The sequence below is a fragment of the Vibrio sp. CJQ_6 genome (assembly GCF_043106745.1).
GTDB classification, from domain to species: domain Bacteria; phylum Pseudomonadota; class Gammaproteobacteria; order Enterobacterales; family Vibrionaceae; genus Vibrio; species Vibrio furnissii.
On record NZ_JBICMV010000017.1, the window covers coordinates 13,751 to 36,010 of the forward strand.

General features: G+C 49.1%; 20 protein-coding genes. 14 read left to right on the forward strand and 6 right to left on the reverse strand.

Translation table 11 applies throughout. The features are described from left to right. Positions 1–97 precede the first annotated feature (97 nt). From ACF8PK_RS09930 to ACF8PK_RS09975, 10 genes are all read left to right on the forward strand, one after another. Positions 98–1,921 (forward strand): DUF294 nucleotidyltransferase-like domain-containing protein, encoded by a 1,824-nt coding sequence (locus ACF8PK_RS09930; RefSeq protein WP_392441089.1) that lies wholly within the window; start codon positions 98–100, stop codon positions 1,919–1,921. Positions 1,922–1,924: 3 nt separating this feature from the next. Then, positions 1,925–2,563 (forward strand): 3'-5' exonuclease, encoded by a 639-nt coding sequence (locus ACF8PK_RS09935; protein ID WP_392441092.1) that lies wholly within the window; start codon positions 1,925–1,927, stop codon positions 2,561–2,563. 215 nt (positions 2,564–2,778) lie between these two features. Continuing rightward, the gene (gene acs, locus ACF8PK_RS09940) at positions 2,779–4,728 is read left to right on the forward strand and encodes an acetate--CoA ligase (protein ID WP_154180638.1); all 1,950 of its coding nucleotides are present in this window, start codon (positions 2,779–2,781) and stop codon (positions 4,726–4,728) included. A 367-nt stretch (positions 4,729–5,095) separates the two neighbouring features. After that, positions 5,096–5,545, forward strand: coding sequence for a type II 3-dehydroquinate dehydratase (gene aroQ, locus ACF8PK_RS09945; protein ID WP_004728334.1), 450 nt, complete (start codon positions 5,096–5,098; stop codon positions 5,543–5,545). 61 nt (positions 5,546–5,606) lie between these two features. After that, entirely contained in the window at positions 5,607–6,062 is a 456-nt protein-coding gene (accB, locus tag ACF8PK_RS09950; RefSeq protein ID WP_004728333.1) for an acetyl-CoA carboxylase biotin carboxyl carrier protein, read from the forward strand. 15 nt (positions 6,063–6,077) lie between these two features. Continuing rightward, on the forward strand, positions 6,078–7,421 hold the full coding sequence (gene accC, locus ACF8PK_RS09955; RefSeq protein ID WP_158166136.1) for an acetyl-CoA carboxylase biotin carboxylase subunit: 1,344 nt from the start codon (positions 6,078–6,080) through the stop codon (positions 7,419–7,421). A 138-nt stretch (positions 7,422–7,559) separates the two neighbouring features. Then, the gene (gene prmA / locus ACF8PK_RS09960) at positions 7,560–8,447 is read left to right on the forward strand and encodes a 50S ribosomal protein L11 methyltransferase (RefSeq protein WP_014203994.1); all 888 of its coding nucleotides are present in this window, start codon (positions 7,560–7,562) and stop codon (positions 8,445–8,447) included. 139 nt (positions 8,448–8,586) lie between these two features. After that, on the forward strand, positions 8,587–9,555 hold the full coding sequence (gene dusB, locus ACF8PK_RS09965; RefSeq protein WP_038152525.1) for a tRNA dihydrouridine synthase DusB: 969 nt from the start codon (positions 8,587–8,589) through the stop codon (positions 9,553–9,555). Between the two features lie 23 nt (positions 9,556–9,578). Then, positions 9,579–9,875 carry a DNA-binding transcriptional regulator Fis gene (gene fis / locus ACF8PK_RS09970; protein ID WP_000462885.1) on the forward strand — a complete coding sequence of 99 codons (297 nt, stop codon included), beginning with the start codon at positions 9,579–9,581 and terminating at the stop codon, positions 9,873–9,875. A gap of 385 nt (positions 9,876–10,260) precedes the next feature. Beyond that, entirely contained in the window at positions 10,261–10,998 is a 738-nt protein-coding gene (locus ACF8PK_RS09975; protein WP_392441099.1) for a hypothetical protein, read from the forward strand. 559 nt (positions 10,999–11,557) lie between these two features. Here ACF8PK_RS09975 and ACF8PK_RS09980 read toward each other — a convergent pair. The 5 genes from ACF8PK_RS09980 to ACF8PK_RS10000 all read right to left on the reverse strand — a co-directional run bounded on the left by ACF8PK_RS09980 (position 11,558) and on the right by ACF8PK_RS10000 (position 15,768). After that, positions 11,558–12,994, reverse strand: a complete 1,437-nt coding sequence (locus ACF8PK_RS09980; RefSeq protein WP_222734481.1) for a primase-helicase family protein — start codon at positions 12,992–12,994, stop codon at positions 11,558–11,560. Positions 12,995–13,062: 68 nt separating this feature from the next. After that, a complete protein-coding gene (locus ACF8PK_RS09985; protein ID WP_222737275.1) occupies positions 13,063–13,362 on the reverse strand; it encodes a hypothetical protein in 300 nt (99 codons plus the stop codon). A 119-nt stretch (positions 13,363–13,481) separates the two neighbouring features. Next, a complete protein-coding gene (locus ACF8PK_RS09990; RefSeq protein ID WP_222737274.1) occupies positions 13,482–13,709 on the reverse strand; it encodes a helix-turn-helix domain-containing protein in 228 nt (75 codons plus the stop codon). A 134-nt stretch (positions 13,710–13,843) separates the two neighbouring features. Beyond that, positions 13,844–14,566 (reverse strand): hypothetical protein, encoded by a 723-nt coding sequence (locus ACF8PK_RS09995; protein ID WP_222737273.1) that lies wholly within the window; start codon positions 14,564–14,566, stop codon positions 13,844–13,846. Next, positions 14,563–15,768 (reverse strand): site-specific integrase, encoded by a 1,206-nt coding sequence (locus ACF8PK_RS10000; protein ID WP_222737272.1) that lies wholly within the window; start codon positions 15,766–15,768, stop codon positions 14,563–14,565. Before ACF8PK_RS10000 ends, ACF8PK_RS09995 begins: the two co-directional genes overlap by 4 nt. A gap of 566 nt (positions 15,769–16,334) precedes the next feature. Here ACF8PK_RS10000 and ACF8PK_RS10005 point away from each other — a divergent pair. The 3 genes from ACF8PK_RS10005 (at position 16,335) to ACF8PK_RS10015 (ending at position 19,203) form a co-directional block, all read left to right on the forward strand. Next, positions 16,335–17,975, forward strand: a complete 1,641-nt coding sequence (locus tag ACF8PK_RS10005; RefSeq protein WP_172561845.1) for a methyl-accepting chemotaxis protein — start codon at positions 16,335–16,337, stop codon at positions 17,973–17,975. Between the two features lie 143 nt (positions 17,976–18,118). Continuing rightward, on the forward strand, positions 18,119–18,421 hold the full coding sequence (locus ACF8PK_RS10010) for a PTS fructose transporter subunit IIB (protein WP_014203997.1): 303 nt from the start codon (positions 18,119–18,121) through the stop codon (positions 18,419–18,421). Then, on the forward strand, positions 18,421–19,203 hold the full coding sequence (locus ACF8PK_RS10015) for a PTS sugar transporter subunit IIA (protein ID WP_238795795.1): 783 nt from the start codon (positions 18,421–18,423) through the stop codon (positions 19,201–19,203). Before ACF8PK_RS10010 ends, ACF8PK_RS10015 begins: the two co-directional genes overlap by 1 nt. A gap of 6 nt (positions 19,204–19,209) precedes the next feature. On the opposite strand, the gene ACF8PK_RS10020 is transcribed toward ACF8PK_RS10015, so the two are convergent. Next, on the reverse strand, positions 19,210–20,058 hold the full coding sequence (locus ACF8PK_RS10020; RefSeq protein WP_014203999.1) for an AraC family transcriptional regulator: 849 nt from the start codon (positions 20,056–20,058) through the stop codon (positions 19,210–19,212). A gap of 287 nt (positions 20,059–20,345) precedes the next feature. On the opposite strand from ACF8PK_RS10020, the gene ACF8PK_RS10025 reads away from it, so the two are divergent. Further along, complete coding sequence (locus ACF8PK_RS10025) at positions 20,346–22,247, forward strand: fructose-specific PTS transporter subunit EIIC (RefSeq protein ID WP_392441106.1); 1,902 nt, start codon at positions 20,346–20,348, stop codon at positions 22,245–22,247. Positions 22,248–22,260: the final 13 nt, after the last annotated feature.

Sequence of the window (22,260 nt, forward strand, 5' to 3'; positions counted from 1 at the left end):
CCCGTTGAGCGCGCCGCCATTAGACCAAAGTCGTCTGGAGGCGCGAAAGAAATTTGTCACACTTACCTGAGGTCATTCCCTAAGGTGAGCTCGCGCCATGCCGGATAAATTCAACATGCAGTCCCCGCCGTTCGACCGTCTGACGGCCAGTCAACAACAGTCTCTACGCGCCGCGTTAGACGTGGCTTATTTTCGTGAACGTGAAGTGATTCTGCACAGCGGTCAACCCTGCACACATCTGCATGTGCTCATCAAAGGCACCGTGGAAGAGCGCGCGGCCGACGGCAAAGAGATTTACGCCCATTACGCCAATGATGACCTATTTGATGTTCGAGCCATCTTTGAAGGCAGCACCAAGCACCATTACGTGGCTTTGGAAGATACGCTGAGTTACCTGCTTCCCCAAAGTGTATTTATGACGCTGTACCATGAAAATGGTCAATTTGCGGCGTACTTCGATAATAACCTCGCGAAACGCCAAGCGCTGATTGAAGCGGCTCAGCAGCAAAAGAACATCGCCGAATTCATTCTGACCAAAGTTGACCATTCAATTTATCTCGCGCCGATGCTGCTGACACCCGAGCAGCCGCTGCAAGCGGTCACGCAACTGATGAAAGACCATGGAGTCGATGCCGCTTTGGTGCAACTCGACGCAAACGACCCGCGGCTGCAAGACAGCCCTGCCCATCCGTATGCCATCGTCACGCGCACCAACATGCTGCACGCGGTGATGCTCGACGGCGTGGCACTCGATGCCCCCGTCGGCGACATTGCCACCTTTCCCGTGCTGCACGTCGATGAAGGAGATTTTCTGTTCAATGCCATGGTGATGATGACTCGCCAGCGGGTCAAACGCCTGATGGTGTGCGAAGGCCATCAAGCGGTCGGTATGCTGGACATGATTCAAATCCTCAGTGCGTTTTCAACCCATTCACACGTGCTGACCTTGGCGATAGCCCGCGCGTCCAGCATCGAGGAGCTGGCGCTGGCCTCCAATAAACAGCGCCAACTGGTGGAAAGCCTGCTCAGCCGCGGCGTACGCACCCGCTTTGTGATGGAGCTGATTTCGGCAGTCAACGAACAAATCATCGAAAAAGCGTTTGAATTGGTGGTTCCGCCCGCGCTGCACGATCACTGCTGCCTCATTGTGCTGGGCTCGGAAGGGCGCGGCGAACAAATTCTCAAAACCGATCAGGACAATGCCTTGATCATCAAAGATGGGTTGGAGTGGCATCAATGCCAGCCCGTCATGAACCAGTTGTCGCATACGTTATTGCAGTTGGGTTATCCACTTTGCCCGGGCAAAGTGATGGTCAACAATCCGAAATGGGTCAAGTCGCAAACCGCTTGGAAACACACACTGACGGAATGGGTGAAAGCCGCCAGCCCCGAACGCGTGATGGATATTGCCATCATGGCCGACGCCCACGCGGTGGCGGGCAACACAGACCTGCTTGCCCCGGTGAAAGCGCACCTGCATCAATTGATGGCCGATCAGGAACTGATTTTGACCGAATTTACGCGACCTGCACTCAACTTCTCAGTACCGCTGACGCTATTGGGAAATGTCAAACACTCCAAATCCGGCCTCGATATCAAACAAGGGGGCATCTTCCCGCTGGTGCACGGCATTCGCGCCTTGAGCCTCGAACACCACATTGCCGTCAACAACACCTTTGAACGCATTGAAGCCTTGGTTAAACAGAAGGTGTTGGAGCAAGAGACCGGTGACAACCTGAGTGAAGCATTGAAGCAGTTCTTCAAATTGCGCCTCGCGCAGCAGCTCAGCAACCAGCACAGTGCCAACACGCTGGATTTAAAACAACTCGACCGAGCCGAACGCGATTTGCTGCGCCACAGCCTGCATGTGGTCAAAAAGTTCAAGCAATGGCTGGGCTACCATTATCAAATTCGGGACTAAGCCATGAATTGGATTACCCGCCGATACTGGCACTACAAGCTGCGCGGCTCCCGTTACCAAACGCTGTTTGAAGCACCGACCGAGCAAGAATTTGTCTCGCTGGATTGTGAAACCACCAGCTTGGATCCAAATCGGGCCGAGTTGGTGACCATCGCCGCGACGAAAATCATCGGCAACCGCATTCTGACCAGCCAGCCGTTTGAAGTGCGGCTACGTGCGCCACAATCGCTTGATTCCTGCTCGGTGCGCATTCATCGCATTCGCCATCAAGATTTAGTCGATGGCATCAGTGAACAAGACGCCTTAACGCGCTTGATTGCGTTTATCGGCAATCGCCCACTGGTCGGCTACCACATTCGCTACGACAAAAAGATTCTCGACATCGCGTGCCGTCGCCACTTGGGGTTTCCGCTGCCCAACAGCTTGATTGAAGTCAGTCATATCTATCACGACAAACTGGAAAAACATCTGCCCAACGCCTATTTCGACCTGAGCTTGGATGCGATCTGCCGTCATCTTGATTTGCCGCTGCAAGACAAACACGACGCCTTGCAAGATGCCATCACCGCGGCGTTGGTTTACGTGCGTTTAACCAAGGGGGAATTGCCCGCGTTTACTTCCTCGGCTCACCATTCCTCGTAACACGTGGGCAAACCTCACCGTGCACAAGCTTAGATCCACTTCTCAAAAACCGGCTTAACTGCCTATTTTCTCGAAACAAATCGACCATTCATCCTAAAGTCTAATTGTGTAAAAACCGCCGCTGACTAAGAGTTATAGGCATATCGAATTTCCGCCCGCGTGTTTGAAACGCTGTGTGAAAAGGAAATTTGCTGTATTCACAAGGAGAACATGCAATGAGTGAAGCCCACATTTATCCAGTCAAAGAAAACATCAAAGCGCACACCCATGCCGACGACGAAACCTATTTAGCGATGTACCAACAGTCGGTCTCCGATCCGGAAGGTTTCTGGAGCGAGCACGGGAAGATTGTGGATTGGATGAAGCCATTCACCCAAGTGAAGCACACCTCGTTTGATACTGGCCACGTGGATATCCGCTGGTTTGAAGATGGCACGCTCAACGTCTCCGCCAACTGCATTGACCGCCACTTGGCGGAACGCGGCGACGACGTGGCCATCATTTGGGAAGGCGATGATCCAGCCGATGATAAGACCCTAACATTTAACGAACTGCACCGCGACGTGTGCCGTTTCTCCAATGCATTGAAAGCCCAAGGCGTTCGTAAAGGCGACGTGGTGTGTTTGTACATGCCGATGGTGCCGGAAGCTGCCGTGGCGATGCTGGCGTGTACTCGCATTGGCGCGGTACACACCGTGGTATTTGGCGGCTTCTCTCCCGAAGCGCTGGCCGGACGCATTATCGATTCCGACTCCAAAGTCGTGATCACTGCCGATGAAGGCGTTCGAGGCGGCCGCGCTGTACCATTGAAGAAAAACGTCGATGAAGCGCTGACCAACCCAGAAGTGAAAACCATCAGCAAAGTGATCGTATTCAAACGCACTGGCGGTGAGGTTGCGTGGCACGAACACCGCGATGTGTGGTGGCACGATGCGGTCGCAGCGGCTTCCGATGTATGTCCGCCAGAAGAGATGAACGCAGAAGATCCACTATTCATTCTCTACACCTCAGGCTCAACCGGTAAACCCAAAGGCGTCCTGCACACCACAGGCGGTTACTTGGTTTACGCGACCATGACCTTCAAATACGTCTTTGATTACCAGCCGGGAGAAACGTTCTGGTGTACTGCTGATGTGGGCTGGATCACCGGCCACACCTATCTGATTTACGGGCCGCTGTCGAACGGCGCGAAAACCATTTTGTTTGAAGGCGTTCCTAACTACCCAAGCACCGCGCGCATGAGTGAAGTGGTCGACAAACACCAAGTCAACATTCTGTACACGGCCCCCACTGCGATTCGTGCTCTGATGGCGAAAGGCGATGAAGCGGTGAAAGGCACCTCGCGCAGTAGCCTGCGCATCATGGGCTCAGTGGGTGAACCAATTAACCCAGAAGCGTGGGAGTGGTACTACAAAACCATCGGCAATGAAAAATCGCCGATTGTTGATACTTGGTGGCAAACCGAAACGGGCGGTATTTTGATCACGCCACTGCCTGGCGCAACGGCACTGAAACCAGGTTCTGCGACCCGCCCATTCTTTGGCGTGCAACCGGCATTGGTCGACAACATGGGTGAAGTGATTGACGGCGCTACAGAAGGAAACCTCGTGATCCTCGATTCATGGCCCGGTCAGATGCGTACCGTGTATGGCGACCATGAACGCTTCGAGCAAACCTACTTCTCCACCTTTAAAGGCATGTACTTTACCGGTGACGGCGCGCGCCGTGATGAAGATGGCTACTACTGGATCACCGGCCGCGTGGATGACGTCCTCAACGTGTCCGGGCACCGCATGGGCACCGCTGAAATTGAATCGGCATTGGTGGCCTTCGATAAGATCGCTGAAGCCGCCGTGGTGGGCGTGCCGCACGACATTAAAGGTCAAGCGATATACGCCTACATCACACTCAACGATGGTGTTTACCCCAGCGCGGAGCTGCACAAAGAAGTCAAAGATTGGGTGCGCAAAGAAATTGGCCCGATCGCCACACCGGATGTGCTGCACTGGACGGATGCACTGCCAAAAACACGTTCAGGCAAGATCATGCGCCGCATTCTGCGCAAGATTGCCACGGGCGATACCGGAAACTTGGGTGACACATCGACCCTCGCCGATCCAAGTGTGGTCGATAAACTGATCGCCGAAAAAGCACAATTGGTGTAACCCTCGCGCGAATTTGCACACACGCCAAGCACCTTCCCATGGAAGGTGCTTTGGTTTTTACGTGCGATAAGCCACTCATTAGTAAGCATTTCATCAGTATCCTTCCCCGCACAAAACCGCGCCCCTCCCAGTACAGACGGCCCGCGCGCCCTGATCCATTCACATTCGTTAACAAAAAGTCGATGCGATGCTGCAAAAGGTCAATCAAAGTGATAAGACCAGTAAATTGCTGCCATTTGCGATGAATTAGCTATAATCTTGGTCAATTTAATAAAAAGCGCGAACTTTTGACAAAAAAGTTGTGTCGAATAAGCGATAATATGGGAATATTCGCAATAACTACATAATAAAGGGAGATAGCAACACAATGGCAGCAAAATTACGCATTCTGGTTTTAAATGGTCCAAACTTAAACTTATTAGGTTTACGTGAACCGGCACACTACGGCTCACAAACTTTGGAGCAAATTGTAGCGAACCTACAAGAACAAGCAGAAAGCGCTGGCATTGAGTTGGACCATCTTCAGTCAAATCGCGAATACGAACTGATCGAAGCCATCCACCAGTCATACGGCAAAGTGGACTTCATTATTATTAATCCGGCCGCATTCACTCACACCAGCGTGGCGTTGCGTGATGCATTGCTGGGGGTTGCTATTCCATTTATCGAAGTACATCTATCGAATGTACATGCTCGTGAACCGTTCCGTCATCACTCCTACCTGTCTGATAAGGCACACGGGGTGATTTGCGGTCTTGGGGCACAAGGCTATGAATTCGCTTTGTCGGCAGCCGTTCGCGCGCTGCAAGCAAAGTAAACCCAAACACTCTGCAGCTCAATTGAGCTGTCTTATTCACAAGATAAAAGAGAAAGAAACAATGGATATTCGTAAAATCAAGAAGCTTATCGAATTGGTTGAAGAGTCAGGCATTGCTGAGCTAGAAATTTCTGAAGGTGAAGAATCGGTACGCATCAGTCGTCACGGTGTCGCCCCAGTTGCACCTATCCAGTATGCTGCACCTGCACCAATGGCAGCGCCAGTAGCAGCCCCTGCAGCAGCGCCCGTCGCTGAAGCACCAGCAGCAGCCAAAACGCCTGCGGGCCACATGGTTCTTTCTCCAATGGTGGGTACGTTCTACCGTTCACCAAGTCCAGATGCAAAATCATTCATCGAAGTGGGTCAAACTGTGAAAGCGGGTGACACATTGTGCATCGTTGAAGCGATGAAAATGATGAACCAAATCGAAGCAGACAAGTCTGGTGTAGTGACCGAGATCCTTGTTGAAGACGGTCAGGCCGTAGAATTCGACCAGCCACTTGTTGTCATCGAATAATCGAGGCGCGTAGTTATGCTAGATAAGTTAGTCATCGCGAACCGAGGCGAAATTGCGCTTCGTATTCTTCGTGCATGTAAAGAGTTGGGCATCAAAACTGTTGCCGTTCACTCCACAGCAGACCGCGATCTAAAACACGTCCTGCTGGCGGATGAAACCGTATGTATCGGCCCTGCAAAAGGCATCGATAGCTACTTGAACATTCCACGCATCATTTCAGCCGCTGAAGTGACCGGCGCAGTGGCCATCCACCCGGGTTACGGCTTCCTGTCTGAAAATGCGGACTTTGCTGAACAAGTTGAGCGCAGCGGCTTTATCTTCGTGGGCCCAAAAGCCGACACCATCCGCCTGATGGGCGATAAAGTGTCAGCCATCACCGCGATGAAGAAAGCAGGCGTTCCTTGTGTACCGGGTTCTGACGGTCCTCTGGACAACGATGATGTGAAAAACCGTGCACACGCGAAACGCATTGGTTACCCAGTGATCATCAAAGCCTCTGGTGGCGGCGGCGGTCGCGGTATGCGTGTGGTTCGCAGCGAAGCGGAACTGGTCAATGCCATCAGCATGACCCGTGCAGAAGCGAAAGCGGCGTTCAACAACGACATGGTTTACATGGAGAAATACCTCGAAAACCCACGTCACGTTGAAGTCCAAGTTCTGGCCGATGGTCAGGGCAGCGCGATCCACTTGGGTGAACGCGACTGTTCCATGCAGCGTCGTCACCAGAAAGTAGTGGAAGAAGCGCCAGCACCAGGCATTACTGAAGAGATGCGTAAGTACATCGGTGAACGCTGTACCCGTGCGTGTATCGAAATCGGTTACCGCGGCGCAGGTACGTTTGAGTTCCTGTACGAAAACGGCGAATTCTACTTCATCGAAATGAACACACGTATTCAGGTTGAACACCCCGTGACTGAAATGGTCACAGGCGTTGATTTGATCAAAGAACAGCTGCGCATCGCAGCAGGCCAACCGCTGTCGTTCACACAAGACGACATCAAAATTCGTGGCCATGCGATGGAATGCCGTATCAACGCGGAAGACCCAGAACGCTTCCTACCTTGCCCAGGCAAGATCACCCGTTTCCACTCACCAGGTGGCATGGGCGTGCGTTGGGAATCACACATCTACTCAGGCTACACCGTACCGGCGTACTACGACTCGATGATCGGCAAACTGATCACCTTTGGTGAGAACCGTGACGTCGCGATTGCACGGATGCGTAACGCGCTCGATGAGATGATTGTGGAAGGTATCAAAACCAACATTCCACTGCAGCAAGTGATCATGAAAGATGAGAACTTCCAGCACGGTGGCACCAACATCCACTATCTGGAGAAAAAGCTGGGTCTGCAATAACCCGCTTTTTGGCCTTGCAAATGCCCACTTCGGTGGGCATTTTTGTGGGCGGCGCTGAGTGAATGGACTGCCTCTATAAAAACGGGCCAAATCTGCTACACTTTGCGCCAATTGAACGAACTGAAGAGAGCAAGAGCAATGCCTTGGATTCAAATTAAACTGAACGCGACCAACGAAAACGCCGAGCGCATCAGCGATATGTTGATGGACGACACGGGCGCGTTATCGATCACTTTCCTAGATGCGAAGGATACGCCCGTGTTTGAACCCCTGCCGGGAGAAACACGTTTATGGGGCGATACCGATGTTCTTGCCCTCTACGATGCCGAAGCCGATACCTCATGGGTGCTGAGCCAAATTCGCGCCAGTCACCTACTGGCGGACGATTTTGCCTACAAAGTTGAGCAAATTGAAGACAAAGACTGGGAACGCGAATGGATGGATAACTTCCACCCAATGCAGTTTGGCAAACGCTTGTGGATCTGCCCAAGCTGGCGTGACGTGCCAGACCCAGACGCCGTCAACGTCATGCTCGACCCTGGCCTGGCCTTTGGTACTGGCACACACCCAACCACCGCGCTGTGCTTGGAATGGCTTGACTCACTCGATCTGTCCGGCAAAACCGTGATCGACTTTGGGTGTGGCTCGGGCATTTTGGCCATTGCCGCCATCAAACTGGGCGCTGCAAAAGTGATTGGTATCGACATCGACCCACAAGCGCTGCTGGCATCCAAAGACAACGCGTCCCGCAACGGCGTTGAAGATCTGATTGAAGTTTACCTACCAAAAGACCAGCCCGAAGGCCTCGTGGCTGACGTCGTGGTCGCCAACATTCTCGCTGGCCCACTGCGCGAACTCTCCCCTGTCATCAAGAGCTTGATGAAGCCGAATGGTCTGCTGGCCATGTCCGGCGTACTCAACACTCAAGCCGAAGACGTCGCCAATTATTACCGTGACGAACTGCACGTTGATCCGATCGTTGAGAAGGAAGAATGGTGCCGCATCACGGGTCGCAAACAAGGCTAGATAAGACTTTGCGCGCTAATTGACTGAAAAATAGGCCATTTACAAAATGTTTTTGTAAATGCTCAAATATTAGTCTTTTCACGCATCGAAAAAATGCGTAAAATGCGCGCCCTTGCTGGTATGAAGCTGTGAAGACGTTTTGAAAATCGGAAATTATCAACTTAAGAACAATCTCATCGTTGCACCGATGGCTGGTGTCACCGACAGACCGTTTCGAGAGTTGTGCCTCCGCTATGGCGCGGGAATGGCCGTCAGTGAAATGATGTCCTCGAACCCAGCGCTGTGGAAAACAGACAAGTCCAGAAACCGCATGGTGCATGAAGGCGAATCGGGCATTCGCTCTGTACAAATTGCGGGTTCCGATCCACAGCTGATGGCCGATGCGGCCCAGTTCAGCGTTGAAAACGGTGCGCAAATCATCGACATCAACATGGGCTGCCCAGCGAAAAAAGTGAATAAGAAGCTGGCCGGTTCTGCGCTACTACGCTATCCGAATGTCATTGAAGACATCCTGAAAGCCGTAGTGAATGCAGTGAATGTTCCTGTAACACTCAAAACCCGAACTGGCTGGGACACAGACAATAAAAACTGCGTCCAAATCGCTAAACTTGCCGAAGACTGCGGCATTCAGGCACTGGCGCTCCATGGGCGAACCCGGACCTGCATGTACAAAGGTGAGGCGGAATATGACAGCATTAAAGCGGTCAAAGCGGCTATTCAGATTCCGGTTATCGCTAACGGTGATATCGATTCTCCGGAGAAAGCCAAACATGTGCTGGAGTACACCGGCGCTGACGCTTTAATGATTGGACGACCGGCCCAAGGACGTCCGTGGATTTTTCAGGAAATCCAACACTATTTGGAAAACGGCACCACGATGCCTGAGCTTCCGATTTCGGAAGTGAAAGACATCCTGCTTGGTCATGTGAACGCTCTGCATCAATTTTATGGAGCGTATTTAGGCCCTCGCATCGTGCGCAAGCACGTTGGGTGGTATCTCAAAGAACATGAACAGGCGAGTGAGTTTCGCCGTACCTTCAATGCCATAGAGGCAGCCCCGCTGCAACTCGAAGCATTAGAAGGTTATTTTGATAACGTTGCATCATAATTAAGAGAAGAGCTAGACCGAATATGTTCGAACAAAATCTGACTTCAGAAGCTTTAACAGTAACTACCGTAACTTCACAAGATCAAATCACGCAAAAACCACTACGTGATTCAGTTAAAGCGTCTCTTAAAAACTACTTGGCACAACTGAACGGTCAGGAAGTGACAGAACTATACGAATTAGTTCTCGCTGAAGTTGAACAACCACTACTAGACACCATCATGCAGTACACTCGCGGTAACCAAACTCGCGCAGCAACCATGATGGGTATCAACCGCGGTACTCTTCGCAAAAAACTGAAAAAATACGGCATGAATTAATTAGAATTCTTAACCGATTGAATTTAAAGGGCTTATTTTAAATAAAATAGGCTCTTTCTTATTTAACCCCCACAATAACCCCCACTTTCGGAAAACCACTCCACACCCCCACATGAAAAAACATCATGTAACCCCAGCTTTTTATTTTTGCAAACAAAAAACACATAGGACACTTGGGAACTTAGGACAAAGCCTTATCTGGTAAGAGCTGCGATTGTCCTAAATGAAAAAGCACTTAGGACAGGTAAACCAACAAGTAAGGCAGTATCAGTAGCTTTTAACAATCGACAATGTGACTACTATCAATAATTACCAGTTCAACTTGTGACTTACAGATAATGAAAACGTACACTCTTCAACTCGATTACTAAATAATATGCATATTATGAAAATCACTATATTTATGGTCTTGTCTTTGTTGTTATCTGGTTGCGCGTACAACAACCTTTCAGAAAAGGCAAAAGACAATATCGCTTACCAGCACTTTACTACAACGCAATCCAATAGCATTTCAGAGGCACTCGCTACGGTATCGTCCCCATCCTCAATAGGTGACGTTATGTTCTACGTAACAAAGGTAGAAACAACCGATACTAACAGTGAAAGCTATGCGTATGTATCTACCATTAGAAACAACCGTTTCTTTCCTGAAAACGCGCGTTGGTCATCCGGCTATATTTATAAAGATGAAATTAACAACAAATACTATCGGATATATACGACACCTAGATACTTTGGTGGTGCTATCGGTGTCGTTTTGGATGAAAACTTCAAACCTGCGACTGAAAAACCGCTAGTTCAAGTTCAAGGAGCTAAGAAAGGAAGATCTTGGGAACTTGAACCTATTGCTGACACCAACCAGCCATTTTTTAGAGTTGTAGAGAAACAGAGCACCAGAATTGTACCGCCTGTGTGGGGGTTGCGTTATGGGGGTTTTTTCTCTGGTAAGTACACTTTTGAAATTGTTAACAAATCAGAGTCAAGCTCTATTGAAGTGCTTCAATCAATTAAAATGCCACCAAAAGATTTTATGGACGGTTTTACGATAAGAGGGGTTAGAGTAAAAGGAATTACACCAGATTCACAAGGTGTCATTACTTTTGATGCAAAACTTATCGACTAAGTGTAAATACGCTTTCAATTAAAGGGGATGAAGAAAGCGATCCCCTTTAATCCAATGACTTCCAAATATTCAAACTTTTGCCGTGCCCGTGATGTCCGAAAACTCCCCCCTCCCTCCTACATGACTTCCGAAAATTAGCCCATACGTGACCTCAAAAAATTATTGGCAATGTCTCATTGAGTCGTATTGCTTGAGTCCATAAAAGAGAGCATTTTCGGGAGTCCATAAAAAGAGCGCATAAGCGCCCCTGTTGAATGGTTGCTGTTACTGGTGGGAATGTTTGACCAATCAGCTAAACGATCTTACAAGCCATTTTAGACGGCCTCACGCTGGCGATTGCTTTGCGCTTTGCGTGTCGGTAAATGCTGCTCTTTCGTGCTATGGGAATATGCTCCAAATTAGGGTAAATCTGTTCCCAAAATTCAGCCAACGCCGTTTCTACGTATGCCATCGGTTCTATTGAGTCTTGCTTATCCGCCATAATTTTCCGCCTTTTTGTTCGCCTAGTGACTTCCAAAAACTCATAAATGCCAAAGTCCGCACGCTGGCGGACTCTCGTTTATTGCTGGTACTGGTAATGCTGTTCAAAGATGCTTTGCATTTCCTCTAACGGTTTGGTCTTGTAACAGTTAACCCTTCGGTCTCTTAATCCGCCTAACTTGCCGCCATCACTCACAACGCCCAATGTTTGTTTTAGATACTTGCCCAGTGCTTTAGGGGTTTTACGTTCATAACCACTAACTTTCATATCATCACAAAAGAAAATGTAACTATTAAAAAAACTTTCCCGCGGAATAATCTCTGTTTTCTCTAGGCTATACGTCTTGCCACCATCAGATAACGCGCCATCGTCTAACACCTTTTGCAACCATTCCGCTTCACTTGGTAATGACTCCATGATCTGCGCCTGTAGCGCCTCTGTCATAGGTGCCTTGTGCAAATTGAACGGGCTACTATCGTAGTGTTTTAGAAAGTTAAACAGTTGTCCGATGGTTTCCGGTGCGTCAATATCGGCGTAGAGATTGCGGAAATATTCCTTATCTTGCTTTTTACAGTCGGATACCTCCAACACAAAAAAGCGTCTTTCTTGCTGGTGGGCTGGCACCGCCCAATCGTTATTAGTGCACATCAAAAAACGGTGATAGCTGTCTATCTCTATCGCATCTTTGCCTTTGGCCTCGATGGTGATGGTGCTATCGGTGATCAAGGTGCGGAACTTACCTGCATCTTTAGGGCTGCCACTCCAGAACGCTTCCTCAATAGTGACAAATAGCTTGTTCGCTAAGTGGCTATTGAATGCCCCTAGCAAATGCTTGCTGTCTTGAACCCTCATCGCGTACTGCCCCAGGAGCTTTTCCATCAGCACAGAAACGGTGCTTTTTCCGGTTCCTCTCGCTTCCGATTTGAGCACAACACAAACACCGCTTTTTCTTTCCGGCTTTTGGATAATTTGTGCCATCCACGCCAGCAAATAATGAAAATGCTCTTGATTGCCGTTACAGATAACATGGAGTAAATGCCACATGATGCGATCTAGTTTGTCGTCACCATCCACGGCTTCAACTTCAAATCCTGACCACATGTTAAGAAAACGGCTTCCAGTTTTATTGGATGGATCGAACACCACCCCCTGAAAAGTGTTGCGCTTTTTAGCTTTCATCCACATATCAAAGCAGTTGGCTGTCTTAGCTTGGTTTCTCCCATCAATGTATGAAAAGTTTAGGTTTGCGTATAACTGGCGTTTCTGTGGTACGGCTGAAAAGGTGTACCCCGTATTGCCTTTGTGGTCTGTTTCGCGCTCGCATACCCACACTTTACCGCCTTGTTGTACTATCGAGTGAGTAAGGTTGAAAGAATCAGTAACATGCAGCTCACTATCATTTAGCGGCAACGTGTCTACTGTTTCGCAGAATGTCTTTAACTGATCATATGGGGGCAAGTTCTTTACCAGCTCTAAAAGAAAGCTGTCTTCCTTTGGTGAAAATTTTGCGTTCATCGTTTATACTCCTTTAGCTGGCGGCTCTAGTTTGGCGACAGGAAGCCACCAGCCTCTATAGGTTAAAGTTATGCGCCTTGCTTTTGCTGGCGCGTTTCTTTTTGGCTATAACCTTTTACCTCGTTCACTTTCCACCAGTAAGCATTTGCAGACGCTCGCAATAATCCAGTGTTCAGAAAGTCCAAGGCTACACACCTTTCCCAAATAGCCCTTACAGCGTCCTCCGAACCAGCCGTTGCGACGCCATTCACAAACATTGTCACCCCGTATTCACTCGTTTTATTAAAGGTAAACTGGTTCATTTCTATGACTTGGTTGATATTGTCGCGGCTTGGTATCGGTCGCCCGTTACGATTGCATTCAAGCATTGTCACCTCCGTTTAATATGCGGTTCGCTGTATTAAGAAAACGGACTTTAGTGATAATGCGCTGTAAAGTTTGCTCAGCCTTGTAACTGAGCATTGGCTTAAGTGGTGGCAGAATTGAGTTAGGCATTGGTGTAGCTCCCATCTATCCATGATTGAACATCATCAGGACGCCAGCCGATACAGATACCTGCTGGGGATTTGATCGGGCTTGGGAACACTCCCTTTTTGCACCAGCTCCAGATCGTGCGGCGGTCGCGGTTTAGCATCGCGCACAAATCTGAGTAAGTGAGTAGGCGTGTTGTTACTTGTTGCTGGCAGGGTTGTTGATGTTGGTTATTTTGTTGCATATCGTCCATCTCCTTAATGTTATGTCTCGATATGCTCTAACTGTAGCGCGATCCACGTCACAAAAAAGGGCAAAAATATACGTTCAATTAACTTTAAAAACCTAATACACCGCAAATTTGCTCAAAAAATTACCCTAGTTTTTATTTCTCTTTATACGTGTAAACTCTTTCCCTTCCTCGAGCAAATAGCTGTAAGTCTGCTTACAGAAAGCTTCCCCGTTAGTTATTGAACGCTCTATATCTTCGTTGCTCATGTTTGGGTAAGCAATTTCTTTGTAAAGTTCCAAATTACTAGTAAGTTCATCGTACTTATCTGTGCGTTTAAAATTTGTATAAAGTTGTCTAATCCTGCCTGCACCAATTTTTTTGAACCATGTCGCTGCCCTATTTTTATCATTAATACAAGCGGCGTAAAAACACGCTGACAACTCATAGAAACCACATATTTTTACCAAGACAAACACATTCTGTACTGCTGGTTCATTTATAAAATACTTGTTGCGGCCATTTTTCGTTTCAAGCTGCTTGATAATTGGTTCTGCAAACTTTTCAGCTTGTTTTCTGCGATATTTTATTTGTTTATTTCTAGCCCCTGAGCTTCCCTCTACCTCCCTACTCAATCGAGCCTCAGCCAGTTTGCCCACTTCATCAAATAGTCGTCCTTTAATTGGCACTTTGTTAGCGTATAGCAATGACACGGCAGCATCTAAATAGTCGGTATCGCCTGAATCGATCCAACCTATGAACTCTCTACAAAGTCTATCTAAAACCGTACTAGGCAACTCTCCCTCATAGTCCTGCCTTAATGCATTCTTCGCTTCTATCTGATTTTTATATTTCGAGATGTCGATGCTCATCTTATCGCCCTCACATTGGCACCTGTTGCGATGTCGTTTAGTTTGGCCAGCCACAACTCGAGTGCTACCTTTTTCTTTTCAATATGTTGTGAACGGTTATATATCTTCATCACACCGCCCAGTGAATGGCCTAGTAGTTGCTCGACCACATACGGCTCTATTTGCATGTCATTTAGCAATGTCGCAAACGTGCGCCTTAAATCGTGAAGCGTCCATGCTTCTTTGTGATCTAGCTTCTGCCACAACTTGCCACCGAACCCAGATACTGCTTCTGGCTTTTTAAGCTCCCCTAGCAAGTATTCAGAACGGGCTTGAACAATCACCGATTGAAGATAATCTTTGAGCTGCTCCGGTATTGGGCGTTTTATCTCACTTCCGGTTTTGCTGTGCTCCTTGGGTACTGTCCAGATCATGACGTCCAAATCCCATTCAGCGACTTTGGATAGCCTTAACTCTTGAGTCCGACAACCAAACACCACCAGCAACAAAACAAGATTTCGGTAGTACCATTTGTTTTTGATGTCATGTGCCCATAGCCAAACGTCCATTAATTCCGGCCATGATAAAACTCTATCTTTCTTTCCTTGGTGCTCGCCTATATCGGGAATATTCAAATCTTCCAACGCTGTTGAGTGGGCATATTGACGTGTACGACAATACTTAAGCGCTTGCTTTGAGTTTTGTAGTATGTAACCACTCGCAACTGGAGCGGCTCGATGATGAGTTCCGTTGGTTATATCATCAAACACCTGCACCCAATGGCGTGTCTCGCATTGCTCTAGTGGCAAATGACCAATATACGGATAAACATGCTTTTGGAATTGTGCACGGTGCTTTTCGTGATTAGCTCTGTTTTTTGCTGCGAAATTGTCTAGCCAGTATTCGAGCGCATCTTTGACCGTTACCGCTTTGAGCTTCTGATCTAGTTTTAGCTGTCGCTCAATCTTGGGGTTTAGTCCATCAGTAAGGTATTTTTTACACTCTGCCGCCTGCTTTCTTGCCTGTAGCAGGGTTAATTCTGGATAGTTGCCCAGCGTCAAATCTTGCGCTTTGTTGGCATAACGATAGCGAAAAACAAAAGACAGCTTCCCACTCTTGAAGTGAAAAACACTTAACCCGTCTCTATCGGCCAATTTTAACGGCTTGCTGTTGTCGTGCTTTTTCCCCAGCAATGCCTTTAGTTTTGAATCGGTGATCGCCATTGTTACCCGTCCTGCTGGTGTCCTGAGTAGTCCTAAGTGATTTTTTGACTTAAGACAGCAAGAAGCCTTGCTGTATATGGTTTTGTCCTGAGTGGCTAAGTGTCCTAAGTAAATTCTTAGTTTATTTTATTTTTAAACCAAGCGATTTAACCCCCACACTAACCCCCACATTTTGCAATATACCTACCAAGATAGCGCGAGACAAAGAGAGACACAACAAAACACTAATTCATTGTAAATAAAGACATTAGGTAAACTAATTAAGATTTATCGAGACGTAGTGAAATGGTAAAAATGATAATACGGCATGAACTAATTCGTTCTGACCCTTTTTGAAAAAACCGAGCTGAGGCTCGGTTTTTTATTGCCCGAAAACCGCACGCCTTTAACTGCAAACACCCCACAATTTCGTTGAAAACTAGAGCTCAGTTGCAAGTTATTGAGGATTCGTCCTTCGTCGCATTTACGCTCATTTCCTGCATTTGTTACAGTGCCAAGTGCGATTCACAATTCATCAAAACAATATCGCCTCTGTTCAACAGCCCGCATTACAAGGAGTGATGCTTATGAATTTTTCTAGTCTGCGTCAGATGAGCATTCGTGCCCGCCTCTATTTACTCGGCGGCACCATCACATTGCTTCTGCTGATCCCCCTCACGTTATTGGTTCAGGACTATCAGGATGACCTGATGCTGGCCAAACAAAATCAAACCCGTCATCTGGTTGAAAGCACCACCTCTTTGCTCAATTACTTTTATCAGCAACAAACCAGCGGTGCACTCACCGAGCAACAAGCCCAACAGCAAGCCAAACAAGCCATCGCCGCCGCCCGCTACGGTGACGAAGACTACTTTTGGATTCACGATCTGACGCCCACCATGGTGATGCACCCATTTAAGCCACAGCTCGACGGCAAAGCCCTGTCGGAAGTTAAAGATCCGAACGGCAAGGCATTATTTGTCGAGATGGCCCATCGTGCACGAGACCAAGGTGAAGGCGTAGTCTATTACTTATGGCCGAAACCGGGCGCACAAGAAGCGGTCGAGAAAGTCTCCTACGTCAAACTGTTCAAGCCTTGGGGATGGATCGTCGGCTCGGGCGTGTACATTGATGATGTGCAAGCGCTGGTCGCAACACGCCTGCAAACCGTGTTGCTACAACTGGCGATCGCGATTGCGGTGATGTTTGCCCTCGCCTACACCATCGGTCGCAGCATCACAAAACCCTGTCTGGCCACCCTATATGCGATGGAAGACATTGCCAAAGGCGAAGGTGACCTTACGCGCCAGCTCGATACCAGCGGCAATGACGAACTGTCGCGCATCGCACGCGCCTTCAACCAGTTTACTGGCAAGATTCGCCACATCGTGCAGGACATCGCACCAATCACCGAAAGCGTCACGGGCAGCGCGCAAGAGCTGACCCAAGTGGCACAAAGCGCCTCCGGCAAAGCCATGGAGCAGCAACAATCGGTCGATACCGTCGCCTCAGCCATGAACCAATTGCACGCCAGTAACCAAGAAGTGGCCAATGCTGCGCAGGAAGCTGCCGTCGCCGCACACACCGCCAGCACCAAAGGTCAGGAAGGCAGCAATGTCATCGCCAAAGCATCGGGCTACATGAGTTCACTGTCGGAGCTATTGAGTAAAACCGATCGCGACACGCAAGCGCTGGCCAAAGAAACCGAAGATGTCGGCGCAGTTTTAGAAGTGATTCGTGGCGTCGCTGAGCAAACCAACTTACTGGCACTCAATGCTGCGATTGAAGCCGCGCGCGCCGGAGAGCAAGGACGCGGCTTTGCCGTGGTCGCCGATGAAGTACGCACACTCGCAACACGCACGCAAAGCAGCACCAATGAAATCGAACAGATCATTGCCAGCCTGCAGCAACGCACTCGCGATGTCAGCGCATCGATGGAACAAACACAGCAGCAATCCAAAGCCACGCAAGAGCAGGCCGACTTAGCGCAGCAGGTGCTCAATGCGATTGATCAGCAGGTCAGCACGATTTTGACCCTCAACCAGCACATTGCAGAGGCGAGTAACCAACAATCACTCGCGACCGATGAAATCAGTCGCAACCTGACGCAGATTGCCGATCACAGCACCCAATCCGCCGCACAAGCCCAACAAGTCGCCGCCGCCAGCGAGCTCTTGATGGAAAACGGCCAGCAGCTGATCCACAGCTTCTCAACGTTTAAGGTGTAACCCCATTCCAAAATCAATCGAGGGCTTCGGCCCTCTTGTTGATGTAAGTCCGTTCAGCCAACGAAGGCTTAATGTTATAGTACGTGCGTACGCTCAACGAGCCCAATTCTGGTCATCGCCGACATCAATAAGGAACATTTAGAGTGAAAATCGTCGCTGTCACGGCCTGCCCAACAGGTATCGCCCACACCTACATGGCTGCAGATGTGCTCAGAAAAGAAGCGCACAAGCGCAACATCAGCATTCAGGTGGAAACACAAGGCGCGATGGGAATCGAGAACGCATTAACGGGAGCTGACATCCTGTCAGCCGACATTCGTCTGATTGTGTCTGACATCGACATCGAAGAAAAAGAGCGCTTTCGCGGCTATAAAACCTTCACCTTCAGCATTGAAGCGGTTCTGGTCAATGTGCATCAAGTCCTCGACCAATGCTTATCTGACTGATGATCACATCGCGTATCACCTTCGTCCTTGAGCACGATGGCCTCGCAGGTTGGCAATTGCAGGAACTCAAGCAGCTAACCGACTATTTTCATTCCCTTTTTGTGTTCTACAATATCACTCGGAGTAAGCAAGCGACTCTCAACGAATCACTGCGTATCATGAGTTTAGGTAGCTGTCGGCACGATCTCTGCCAGCTTGCCATCGAAGGGCTCGACGCCGAACTCGCTTGTATCGTATTCACTGAATATTTGCGAGAACACGCGACGCTAGTCTCCACCTCACATAAACCCAATCATCACGCGAAGCGCCTGTTGACTGAACATCCCGCGTTTCAACTGCCTTTTGTTTACGACTGGCACTATCAGCGCTCGCAAAACCTGCCAGACAAGCGCTCAGCGCTAACACACATTGCGGCGCTCGCAAACCCAAATGCTACATCCGACCTACTGACACAATTACTAGCGCGTGAATGCATCTCTTCAACGGCCATGGCAGGTGGCATCGCACTCCCTCATGTGGTCAGCGAGCACATCCAGCGTCCCTGTTTCATTGTATTTTCATTGGACGAGGGGCTGGATTGGCAATCGGCTCATGAGCCCGTTCATTTGGTATGCGCAGTTCTTCTACCCGCCGCGTTGCATCGGGAATGGCTGATTGCCGTCACTCGGCTGACACGCTGGTTCATTGCCGATACCAGCACACATCTATTACGGTCGGCTCGGCGAGAGGAGACCATTGAGAGTATCGTGTTGCACGTCATGGCGCATTATCAACCGAGCTAAACCGCCCTACTGCACCTGAACTCGGTACTGGGACGGCGTCATCCCCGTGCGCTGCTTAAACACGCGAAAGAAATAATTCACATCCTGAAACCCGCAACGTGTGGCCACTTCAGCCAATCGAAAACGATATTTTTTCAGCATAAACTTGGCTCGCTCCATCCTGACCCAAGTAATGTAATCCGCCAGCGTCATATGCCCCTGTTGACGAAACAGACGCGATAAATGATTCGCAGAAATGTTGAAACGGTGCGCAATGCTATCGCGCGTAATCGCACGATGAAAATTCTCCTGAATGTAAATACAGATCCCTTGATACAAATCTTCACTGCGTTTTTTTGAGGACTGTGTGGGTTGTTCCAAGATCATCAATGTGTAGTTAAGCAGCGCACACAGCAGGTGCTCATCCATTGGTGTTTTGCGCGGTTCACGCGCCAACGCACTCAAGCTCTCCAGAATGTTGTCGATCGCATACCCCGTACGCGTTTGAATACTGTGCTTTTGCACGTCGTAAAACCCGACCTCACCTTTTCGCTTGGCGACAAAACTAAACCCCAATTGACGACGGCCAAACAACAAGCTCAGTACCGAGCAATCCCCCTCCCAATCCGGCTTATTCCAGCAGTTCGGTGGAATGTACAATGCATCCCCCGCCATGATGTCAATCGTCTGTACACCGTGCTCATCATCCTCCATTTGATTGCGATAGCACCCTTTAAGCACGAGCTCTAAACGGGGGAAGTTGACCTGATAGCTGAACGGTGGGGGCGTATGCTTGTCACCCGCAAACCAAATCCGATGGCAACGGTCTCGCTCATCCACTAACGCTTCAATAATGTGAGTAAAAACTTGGCTCATCACGCCTCCAAACTACGCACCAATAGTCCAATTCTATGGATTATCGCCACATAGAACCAGATGAAGCCATCAAGAAAATAGCCATCAATTTAAACATAACAACATGTTTTTATTGTTATTTTATTTAAACCTCTAGATATAAATCCGAATTCATCAAAAGAGAGCAAGATCACGTTTAAGTACAGAGGTTACAATAATCCAGTAAATGCATTGTTTGTACACTACCCCCTACTGGCCTTCACGCTCACAATGAAAGCATTAGAAAACAAGACACCAAGGGAACGACAATGATCACCGAACTGATTAATGAGCGATTAATTCGGCTCAATCTAAGTGCACAGGACAAAGACGGCGTGCTGTCTGAACTGGTTGATGTATTGGATCAGGAAGGCCGCCTTCACGACAAACAACAATTTTTGGCAGACATTTATGCACGTGAAGAATTAGGCAATACCGGCTTTGAAGACGGCGTGGCCATTCCACACGCGAAGAGTCGCGCGGTGAAAGCACCAGCCGTGGTCATCGGTATCAGCCGCAACGGGATCGAATACGGCGCAGAAGATGGGTTGCCATCTCAATTATTTTTCATGATTGCGTCACCTGACGGCGGCGCGAATCATCATATCGAAGTGTTGGCCGAACTCTCTTCCAAACTCATCGAAGAGGGCTTTATTGCCCAATTTCTTGCCGCACAAAACGAACACCAAGCGCTGGAATTACTGCTGGCCCAATCAGAAACTCGCACAGAAAGTCGTGGTGAAAACGGCTTTTTGATCGGCGTAACAGGTTGCCCAACGGGAGTTGCGCATACTTACCTGGCGGCGGAAGCACTAGAAAAAGGCGCGGCAGAGCTGGGGTATCGCATCAAAGTCGAAACCAATGGCTCAATCGGAGTAAAAAACTCCCCAAGCGCAGCAGAGATTGCCGAAGCGGCCGCCATTATGGTCACCAGTGACAAACAAGTGGATATGGCGCGATTTGCCGGTAAACGACTGATTGAAACAGGGGTGAAAGAACCGATCCGTGACGCAAAAGGCCTAATTCAACGAGCGCTGCAAGCACCGATCTATCACCCGGATGCTCGCACACAAGCGAGTGCCGACGCGAAAGGAAAAGCTTCGCAAACCCGTTCTGATCTATATCGCTACTTGATGAATGGCGTCTCGCACATGATTCCGTTTGTTGTGACGGGCGGTCTATTGATTGCCTTGGCACTGGCGATTGGCGGACAACCGACGGAAGCCGGCATGGCCATTCCTCCAGGCAGCATGTGGAATAAAGTGCTGGATGTCGGTGTGGTCGCGTTCACACTGATGATTCCAATTCTGGCAGGCTACATTGCATATGCGATTGCTGATCGGCCTGCACTTACTCCGGGCTTAATTGGCGGCTGGATTGCTAACAACGGGTCATTCTACGGCGCCGATGCGGGGACAGGCTTTATCGGTGCCATCATCGCCGGGTTGTTAGTCGGTTACTTTGTCAAATGGCTCACCAGCATTCACTACCATAAATTTATCCAACCGTTGGTGCCCATCATGATCGCACCGATTGTCGGTTCACTGTTCATTTCGAGCTTGTTTATCTTTGTCATCGGGGCACCGATTGCCAGTTTGATGGATAACATGACCGCACTGCTGACTTCGATGAGTTCAGGTAACTTGGTGCTACTGGGGATTGTGCTAGGTGGGATGGCCGGCTTTGATATGGGCGGCCCCTTCAATAAAGTCGCTTTCTTGTTCTCGGTCGGTATGATTGCCAGCGGTCAAACTCAATTTATGGGTGCAATGGCGTGTGCCATTCCCGTTGCACCACTAGGCATGGGCCTTGCCACCATTCTTGGCCGCAAACTGAACCTGTTTGAAGCGTCAGAAATTGAAGCGGGTAAAGCGGCGGGTGCCATGGGCTTGGTGGGCATTTCTGAAGGCGCCATTCCATTTGCGGCGCAAGATCCAATGTCTGTGATTCCTGCAAACGTGGTGGGTTCCATGGTGGCGGCCGTGATGGCATTCTCCTTTGGCATCACCAACAGCGTGGCACATGGCGGACCCGTTGTGGCTCTGCTCGGAGCGATGAACAAACCCTTGCTTGCAATTGTGTGTATGATTGCAGGTTCAGTGGTCACTGCGCTATTGTGTGTGACATTGAAGAAGATGCGTCAGGCGAAACAGCAACACGTCGCCGCTTAACTGCACAATTCAC